This window comes from Microbacterium sp. Bi128, from assembly GCF_918698205.1.
The window spans coordinates 1-1,495 of sequence record NZ_CAKKMM010001256.1; the positions used below are offsets into that span (position 1 = coordinate 1).

The window sequence follows — 1,495 nt, forward strand, 5'->3', positions numbered from 1 at the left end:
GATCGGTCTCAACGACGAAGACCCGGACCTGCAGCGTGACGGCGGAGGAGAGGGGAATCGTCCCCTCCATGGCCTGCCCCTTAACCTCCCCGACGGTAGCTGGCCCGCGCTCCACCAGATGCGCGTCCCGGCCGGGCAGGAGCGCTTCCGCCGTGCGGACGCGGGCGGTCGGGGATTGATTGGTCAGCCCGGCGGGCCGGTGGTAGATGGCGAGTCCGGCGACTTTCTCCGGTTCACTGGCCGTTCGGGCCGCGGCAGCCGGAGCGTCCGGCTCGTCGGCGAAAAGCGCCGTCAGGTCTGCGTCCGAGAGCACACTGACGGTGCTGTCGCCCGCTTCGTGAGTTCGGGCAGTCCAGCTCTGCGGGACATCGAGGGTGTACGGGACGCCATCCGCGCGAAAGGTTACGTACTTTTCTCCAGACAGCATCGGCGGGAGCAGCGCGCCGGCGAGGATGGCGAGGATTAGGAGGAGGAGCGCCCCGCCTAGCACAGCCAGCCGCGCGGCCCGGCCCGGCCGCCGATCAGCGCGCCTACCCCGGGACCCGGTGGATCGTCCGCCCAAGTGGGCGTTCCCGCCCGCGCGGGCGAGGGTCCCTGCTTCCACCGGGGCGCCGCCGACGTTGTCCTTGCCGGGTCTAGTGGCGCGGGGCGGGACCGCGTGTTTCCCCGCGCCTCGGGGCTGCGCTGGAACAACCTTGCCAGGCGGGCCGCCGGACATCATGGTAACGAGGGCGCCGCATGTTGGGGGCCGGTCCTCGGGTTGTTTCGCCATGCCTTTGACGATGGCAGCCTCCATTGCAGGAGGGACCTCCGGCCGTTCCAAGGTGAGGCGCGGCGGCTCCTCGGTCATGTGCGCCCACAGCTGGGCCGAGTCGTCGTCATGGTCGAACGGCGGGTGGCCTGCGAGCAGCGTGTAGGCCACGCACGCCAGGGCGTACACATCGGCCCGACTATCGATGGTCCCGCCGCGGATCTGCTCGGGTGCGACGTAGTCCAAGGTGCCGAGGAAGTGACCGGCCGTCGTCACGCCGGTGGCGGAGGTGGTGCGCTTTGTGAGACCGAAGTCCGTGAGGTAGACGAGCCGGTGGCCGTTTGCCGGGTCGTCAGAGAGCAGTATGTTGCCGGGCTTGACGTCCCGGTGGACAAGGCCCGCCCCGTGCGCGGCGTCCAGGGCCGCGGCCGTGTGGGAAAGAATGCCCAGGGCCTCGGTCAGCGGGAGAGGGCCGCGTGCGTCAAGTTCTGCCTTGAGATCAGTGCCGTGCACAAAGCGCATGGCGATGTAGAGCAGTCCCGACCATTCCCCGGCAGCGTAGATCGGCAAGATGTTGGGGTGGTCCACCGAGGCGGCGAGCCGGGACTCACGGACAAACCGCTGACGGAACTTCTCGTTGGCTGCAAGTTCCGGGGCCAGGAGCTTGAGGGCGACGGGTCGGCCGAGCTGCACGTCCAGCGCCCGGTAAACGACTCCCATGCCGCCGCGGGCGACCAGGGACTG

General features: G+C 69.6%; 1 protein-coding gene. It reads right to left on the reverse strand.

Features of this window, described 5'->3' with window-relative positions:
• Window positions 1-1,471: serine/threonine-protein kinase (locus LQV45_RS31780; RefSeq protein ID WP_308288963.1), on the reverse strand; the 1,471-nt coding region annotated here is incomplete at its 3' end.
• Between the last annotated feature and the right edge of the window lie 24 nt (window positions 1,472-1,495).